This is a genomic window from Paenibacillus sp. PAMC 26794 (assembly GCF_000316035.1).
Classification (GTDB): Bacteria; Bacillota; Bacilli; order Paenibacillales; family Paenibacillaceae; genus Paenibacillus.
Map to the genome: position 1 here is coordinate 1 of NZ_ANHX01000042.1, position 7573 is coordinate 7573.

General features: G+C 47.1%; 7 protein-coding genes. All 7 read right to left on the reverse strand.

The features are described 5' to 3' along the window. Positions 1–910: 910 nt before the first annotated feature. The 7 genes from D829_RS0117330 to D829_RS0117360 all read right to left on the reverse strand — a co-directional run bounded on the left by D829_RS0117330 (position 911) and on the right by D829_RS0117360 (position 6897). Positions 911–1861, reverse strand: coding sequence for a hypothetical protein (locus D829_RS0117330; RefSeq protein WP_017690181.1), 951 nt, complete (start codon positions 1859–1861; stop codon positions 911–913). Positions 1862–1991: 130 nt separating this feature from the next. Further along, complete coding sequence (locus D829_RS0117335) at positions 1992–2627, reverse strand: VOC family protein (protein WP_017690182.1); 636 nt, start codon at positions 2625–2627, stop codon at positions 1992–1994. Beyond that, on the reverse strand, positions 2624–3082 hold the full coding sequence (locus D829_RS0117340) for a VOC family protein (protein WP_017690183.1): 459 nt from the start codon (positions 3080–3082) through the stop codon (positions 2624–2626). The genes D829_RS0117335 and D829_RS0117340 overlap by 4 nt, the downstream gene beginning before the upstream one ends. Positions 3083–3129: 47 nt before the next feature. Continuing rightward, a complete protein-coding gene (locus tag D829_RS0117345; protein WP_017690184.1) occupies positions 3130–3705 on the reverse strand; it encodes an NADPH-dependent FMN reductase in 576 nt (191 codons plus the stop codon). 188 nt (positions 3706–3893) lie between these two features. Beyond that, complete coding sequence (locus tag D829_RS0117350; protein WP_017690185.1) at positions 3894–4628, reverse strand: response regulator transcription factor; 735 nt, start codon at positions 4626–4628, stop codon at positions 3894–3896. Between the two features lie 18 nt (positions 4629–4646). Next, the gene (locus tag D829_RS0117355) at positions 4647–6359 is read right to left on the reverse strand and encodes a GAF domain-containing sensor histidine kinase (protein WP_241230790.1); all 1713 of its coding nucleotides are present in this window, start codon (positions 6357–6359) and stop codon (positions 4647–4649) included. A gap of 55 nt (positions 6360–6414) precedes the next feature. Further along, complete coding sequence (locus tag D829_RS0117360) at positions 6415–6897, reverse strand: ArpU family phage packaging/lysis transcriptional regulator (protein ID WP_017690187.1); 483 nt, start codon at positions 6895–6897, stop codon at positions 6415–6417. Positions 6898–7573: the final 676 nt, after the last annotated feature.

Here is a 7573-nt window from a genome sequence, read left to right on the forward strand (position 1 = left end):
ACATCGTATAACTTCGTATAATGTATGCTATACGAAGTTATTACGTATCCCCGGATTTCTTGATCAACTTATATAAAGGTAGAAATCCGTGGGTAAAGGCGCAGTGTATGCTTCCGAAGTAGCTTTCTTGCAGAAAGCTTTTAGCTCCGCTTTCTCAGGTTATTTCTGTCCTCTTCGTTCTCGTGTAAATCGTTAGTTCAACTTATATATCTAGTCTTTAATACCCGATCAGGGCAAGGATGCAATCACCGAATTTAAAAACCGACTCCATGGCCGGTCTGTACGTTAGCGTATGAGCTGTCGGTGTGTCTTCCTTGCTGCTGATTCGATAATACCATCTTACCGCCTTTTCCCACTTGCGCTGATGGTAATCGGGATGAATTACGCATGAATGTAGTCGTCTATATGGCGGTTAAATGCCGGTTTTAATCTGAATAAAACTAAAGGATGTCTTCCAATTCAAGCAAGTTATAAGATGATGGATGTCAGAATAGTGGGTTCCAGTGTCCAAAAAGCTTGAAGTCCCAGCCCGCTAATTCTGGCGAATGGATAGATCATTTTCTAAGGAACACAAGAAGTCTCAGATTCGTTAGCGCCCCTCCACCCTCTGCTCCAACCGTAAGCCGCGAAAATGACTCCGAATCCCGCCGGAACAGAGCTTTTCATAGGAAAAACATCCACGTTTGCGGTAACGTCTTGGCACTTGCTCACGCACGTAAACGTGGGCCCCTGCTCCCACAGACTCAGGAAGCTGTGCGCTTACCTGCTCCGAATACGTACGAATCCGCTACGGCTTCCAGTAGCTTTGAAGATACGCTCCAGAGTCTCCAATAAAACAAGCACCTGCCAGCTTTGGCAAGTGCTCGTCATTTTGGTTCTATATCGTTTTTTTCCATATTGTTGGTTCCATTTACGCGATGATATAACGAAAATTCTCCCATGTTTCTGGTACGGGCTCCCCGTTCTTGGCATGATGATAGAAGCTGAACGGGAATTTGAATACATGACCTCCGTTCCAGTCACGGGAACGTCTGTCGGTGAGCCAATATTCCAGTTCATGAGGGAGCGCCACTGATCGTTCCGCTCGTTCCAGTGGCAGCAGGTCTACGGGTGATTGTAATGTCGGCATCTCTTGTTCAATATCCACATCTCGGCTTAAGCGTAGTGCCTTCACCATGGTAAGGAATGGCGGGATGCCTTTGTGGAATAATGCCGGATAACCCAATTCATATAATATGTTAAGCGCATGTCCGTAGGTGAGCATATGACCAATCAGGTCATGATGCGCCTCCGCGTGATATATGGTCTGGAAAGCACCAAGCTCATCCAGAATCAGGCGTGACAACTGCGTTGGATCTTTGATCTCAGGGAAACCATCGCTTTTTTCCGGCTTCAGACTGCGAATTTCTTTCATCGTTGTGTTCATCCAGGATCTTCCCGGGATGGTTCGATCGAATGAATCGATCAGTTCAACCAGCCGACCAATATCCTCCGCAGTGCCCCATCCATCCAGTTCACGAATGGCTTTCAGACTGATTGCCCCGTAGATGGCCTGATGTCCAACCCAGTGCAGCTCTCCAATCGTTCGATCCAATGCGTCCGTAATACACGCTTCGGCATCTTCCCTGGGCATCATCTCACCAATCGGAGAGGTCTGACCACGGCTGATTCCATGCTGGCGAAGCATGGCTTTTGCTTCGGCCGTAACACTGCCGGCGGCAAGGGCAGTGAGACGATTTTCCCGTAACCAAAAATATGCCGCAATCGCACCCGCCCCATAATGGGCGTGCCACAGATCTCCTGTACGCTCCCGACTGGAAACGATAATCGCTAGTCCTTCTTCCAACAAACGTCGATCCAAGCTTGCCACCACCCTTCATCATCTGTAAGTCCATCAGAGAAACTACCCTGGAATTAATAAATAAAGCGTTTACTTCTATAACATGATGGAAATGCTCCACATATGCCCGTTTTGCCCCCGAATGCAAAGTTTAGCCGATTCGAAGCCTGCCCACGTCACGAATGGACACTTCCAGCGGATAGATCTGTGCTTTTTGCGTAGAAAAAAACCACGTCCGATGCTTCTTCACCACGATAAACAGACCATGCACATCTCCTACAGGAGCAAAGGTTTCACTAACCTCACCCCAGCGCGTGAGTCCAATCTGCTGAAGCTCATTCACCGTAGACAGAACATCATCCGTCACCAGCCCAATCTCACACACCTGTAAAATGTCTTTAGCAGAGAAGTCATGTTCACTCTCGTTCTGAGTACTATGATGAGCAATCAGTTCGATAATATTGCCTGCCGGATCTTCGAAATAGAGAGAATGAGAGTTCCAGTTAGTAGAGTACGTCTCATCCCGATCTCCTTCCCTGCTTAAAGCAACACGTGATGCAGCCCACTGCTTCGCTTCCTTGAACCGATTTGTTGGAATCATCCAGGCAACATGGTAAAAGGGCTCATGATCCGTTTCACACGGTTTGAAAATCATCTTTGTCCCTCCAACCTGCAGGTTGAAGGCCTGATCTGTCACATTGGACACATTCATTCCCAACGTAGCGCTATAAAAATGCTTGAGGTCCTCCAGCCGTGTTGTATATAACTGTAATTCTTCAATCATCATATGTTCTTCTCCTGCATCTCCTCCCACTGACTCCATGGCACCATGCCAAGTTCAGGCTTCGCTTCATCCGGGAGCATGGCGATGAATTCAAGCAAATGACCATCCGGATCGTTAAAATATACAGATACCGCAGGCATCCAGCCGAAGACATACAGTTCACCGATATCATCATCCAGGAAGTTCTGTGTCTTGATCCCTTTGTTCTCCAAGTGAGCCACCGCATGTTTCATATCCTCCAGAGATACATGAAAAGCAAAGTGCTGACGCTGCACCTCGGAAGGTTCCTTTTGCCACAATCCCAGCATGGCATTGCCTTTTCCGCCAATCCAGTAGAAGGAGTTTCCACGTTCTTTCTGCCCGTAGGCATGAGGTAAACCCAGGACCGTTTCATAGAAATGATGGGATCTCTCCAGATCCGTCACGTTTAGATGTGTTTCAAATATGCCTGTAATCATAATGCTCATCCTCTTTTCCTTTTCCGATTTTTCATCTTCCTTCGTTCTCAACTCATGGTAGAATTCCGCGCATTCGTTAACGTCTGAGCCAGATTTAAAAACGATCCAACGACCCGCTGCACCCGATCCTCTATATCCTGACTGCCTTCGTACTCCTCGTATCCGTCAAATGTCGCTTCGAATCGTCTGCGCTGCGCACCACCAATCGAAATCCACTCTTGTGCATTGATGCCATGCAGATTACGAACAATCGCTTGTAGTTGTAAAAGCGAACTTACCCCCACCGCTCCGCCAGAGGAGCTGATGGACAGGACGGGCTTGCCGCTGAAATGAGCCTGACTCAGGTGATCCAGTGCATTTTTGAGCACACCGCTAATACTGCCGTGATACTCTGGTGTAGACAAGATGATTGCATCAGCCGCGAGTATACGTGTATTCAGGTCTGCCAGATGCTCATGATCCGCTTGTTTTTCATCTGGCGCGTAGAATGGAAGTGGCGTCTGATACAGATCAAACAGGCTGGCCTGATGTCCCTGACCGCGAATAATCTCCACAGCATACTCTCCCAGACGTGTACTGGTTGCATTGATCCGATTACTGCCTGCCAAAATAACGATATTCATCAAAGTCACTCTCCTTTGTTTTTTAATAATTCAAACTCTCATGTTTCAACCGATCTGTTATTTCTACTCTTATCTTACCTTTCTTTTGCATCCAAATCGTCAGCAGATAGACTTAACTTGAAATACCAAAAAACTCAACCTTTAGGTTGAGTTTATACGACTTAAGTATGAACATATGTCGGAATTGGTCAGATGACCCAGCCATTTCTTACGGCATGAAGAGCCGCTTGCGTCCGATCCGCCAGCCCGAGTTTGTCCAGCAGATGACTGACATGGGTTTTGACCGTTTTTTCGGTGATGACCAATTGAACTGCAATTTCCTTGTTGCTCAATCCTTGAGCAATCAGCCCCAAAACCTCTTGTTCACGGCGAGTGAGCATATCCGGACCACCAAGGGATGTTTCATTTGATTTTCCAACCTGCTTCAGCTCTTGAAGTTGACTGTCTGCTGACTGATCTGCCGATATATGCTGTGGTTGCTGTTCATTTATAGACCAATCGGATGAAGCCATCACATGCATCAATTGACCTGCTGCGGCGGGATGCAATTCTACCTGACCTGCATGCACATTGCGAATGGCCACAGCCAGATCCTCCGGTTCAATATCCTTGAGCAGATACCCCTTCACCCCTGCGCGCACAGCAGGAACCACATGATCCTGATCGGAAAACGATGTGAGCACAATGATTCTCGTTGCTGGCATTAATGTGCGCAGCCGTCTGGCTGTTTCAATTCCGTCCATGAGCGGCATATGCAGATCCATTAATACCACGTCAGGCTTTAACGCTTCCGCCTGCGCCAGTGCTTCCTGCCCGTTCGATGCTTCACCGACAACCTCCATGTCTTGCTGTGTGGTCAAAAAAACGTGCAACCCTCGTCTCACCATCGCATGATCATCTGCGAGCAAAATCGTAATCGGCATCTCTTCTTCCCCCTGACTTTATACAGATTCGAACGGAAGTGGAATGACTGCCGTTACTGTGGTTCCCTTGCGGGAAGAACTCACTATTTCTATGCTGCCCCCTAGCGATTGAGCCCGTTCCTTCATAATGGACAGGCCAAGGGAGCTTCCAGACGAGGCTTTTGGCCTGTTCGCACCACCTTTTCCCTGATCTGTGACGATGAACACCACTTCATGATCACTTAACTTGAGGGTGACCTCAGCAGAAAAAGTATTAGCATGTTTCCGTACATTATTGAGCGCTTCCTGTCCGATTCGCCACAATGTTTCTTCTATATTACGCGGTAGAGACCGCATTCCCGTCCGATTCATCACCACTTGAAGACCCTGGCTGGTGCCGTATTCCTGTAGCGCATGGAGCAGCCCTGCCTCCAGTCCCGCGGGACGCAGCTGCATAATCAATGCGCGCATTTCCTTGAGAGCTTCCTGAGACAAAGACCGAATATCCTTCATCGCTTCCGCTGCCGGGTGCAACTGTTCGGAGCCAGATAACATACTTTCCGCACCCTTAGCAGTTAACGATAGTGAAAATAAAATCTGATTAACCGAATCATGCAGATCGCGAGCCAACCGGTTTCTCTCTTCGAGTCGTGCCAGTTCGCGGCGATTCTCCGCCAGCTTCAGACTCTCCCATGAGGCCGCAATATGTTCGGCCAATGCCTCCAGCACTTCACCGTCTGCCTGCGCAGGATCTGCTGTTCCTATTCCGATTACCAGAATTCCCGTTTCCCCTGGCGTATGGTACGGAAGGGGAGTCGCAATTCCCGAGGCAATGGAATTCATAATCTGGTCAGGCTTGCACAGGGTAAATATCTCAGCGATCTCTATTGCAGACAGAGATGTTACACGATGACTATTGATTACATGGTTAATGTGGCTCGTCACTTCTGAAGATAACGGAGTACTCGATAACATTCGAACCTTATCATCTGCATCGGCTGCCTGCACAACGAACATTCCGTTTTTCTGCTGAATGATTGCGGCAAAAGGCCAGTCATAATGATGCCCAAGCAGCTGTACAACTTTTAAAGAAAAAGCATCAGAATTGCTGCATTCGTTCACTGCAAGACCCAAGGCCGTGCTGAACTCCCCCAACTTGGCATACAGATCAGCTCGTCGCTGCTCCGCGCGATACAATCTCATCCGCTCTATCGCACTACCAATCTGGTACGCCACGCCCTGTAACAGTGCCAGTTCACTGTCGCTGAAATGTTCCTTGGCTGGCGCAGCCACATTGAGCAAGCCCAACATCTTATCACCTGACCGCAGCGGAACGGTCGCATGGTGGGTAATATCATGGGTATCTCCCCATTGGAATTCCACGGCATTCTCAAGCCGTTTACAGTTAATGATGTTGACCGCATGATTGAGGCGACCGTCCTTGAAGCGGTTCACACACCAGCAGGTACCCGTTCGCATGGGCTCTTTATCTTTACGCAGTAATGCCGGGGGCAGATTGTAATCCGAAACACAGGTATAGTCTCCACGTTCATTAATCAGAAACATCCAGCCTGCCGTTAATCCGGTCAACTCCAGTAATTTGCCGACCACGGTATCCAGCATTAAGTTCAGATCATTGGACGTATTGAGCGTTTCCGCGATTGTCTTCAACGTGACCATTTCCTGCATTCCGACTTCTTCCGACATGGCAGACTTCTCTCCTTTGGCTGATGCCAACTGTGGTTTGTTCAACTATTGTAACCAATCCACCTTGGATATTAAAGGATCAACTTCTTCAATCGCTCACTCAGCCCAGCTTCTGTCGCTCTTTGCGGGACACAGACAAAGGCTCCATATTAATCAGACCTCGATCTGACAGAGCCAGCGCCATTTTGTAGAAAGCACGTGTACGAATCTTCGTATACGTATCCTTGCTGACAGGTGGATCAAACACATGGTTATACACTTTATAGTCAAACACATCATCGTCTTTCAGATACCGTTCACAGACGAGTACACGTTCCTTTTCACTCAGCCGGGATACAACAAAATCAATCGTATCGCAATATGCCTGACGTGCGCGCTGCACGTCCACATTGTAGATCGCCGTTCTCGCCGTGGAATCCCCCGTCACATTGGTTGCACCGTGGAAACGCTCGGCATAACTTGCCGTCACCATAACCTCTCGTTCTTCAAATGCAATGGTTTTATAGATTCGGTATTTTTCCAGCGCAGCTTCAACAGCTGTTTGCGTTTTGCGTCGGTCCAATTCGGGTAGCATCAATTCCATATTTATTTTCCTCCTTTAGTATTCTTTATAAAATAAATTTCTAATAGTTTCGCATGATCACTGCGATGACAGAACACTCTAGTAAACATGCAAACCTCTCATCACTAGCACTATTCATTACTCACTCTATCGTTCACGTCATGTTGTTTTGCAATCGTTCTTTGCTCGATGGCAAAACGCTCTTATTCATAGAGTTGTCCAGTTTCCTAAAAAAGTAACGACATTTTTTCAATCTCCCCCTGTTGCCTTTTGGAATCACTCCAAACCGCTATAATCCGGGGAATTCCACTTTTCAGAAGGTGATAACAAAATACACGATCCGCCTCAACTTTACATTTTGTTCGTATAGTGTTCGTATTTCTATTTGAGGATACCACTTTCTGGAGATCGGAGTAAACCTTCATTTTGGTTCGTTTTGACGATAAAATAAAACCTTCGCTCTCATTTCCTATGCCTTTTGGCATAATTGTTTCATATCTCTTTACCTAATGGTATATATACGTTATAGTACTGTTTAATTAATGAACTTCCGTACAAGTCATTTGATTTTTATAAGTTAAGATTTGGATTAGATATGCACGTTAACGGAGAGGACAGAAAGAACCTGAAGAAGCGAAGCGTTCGCCTTTATCACCGAACTTCCACCTATGAAGATATACATTCAGGAAATTCGGGG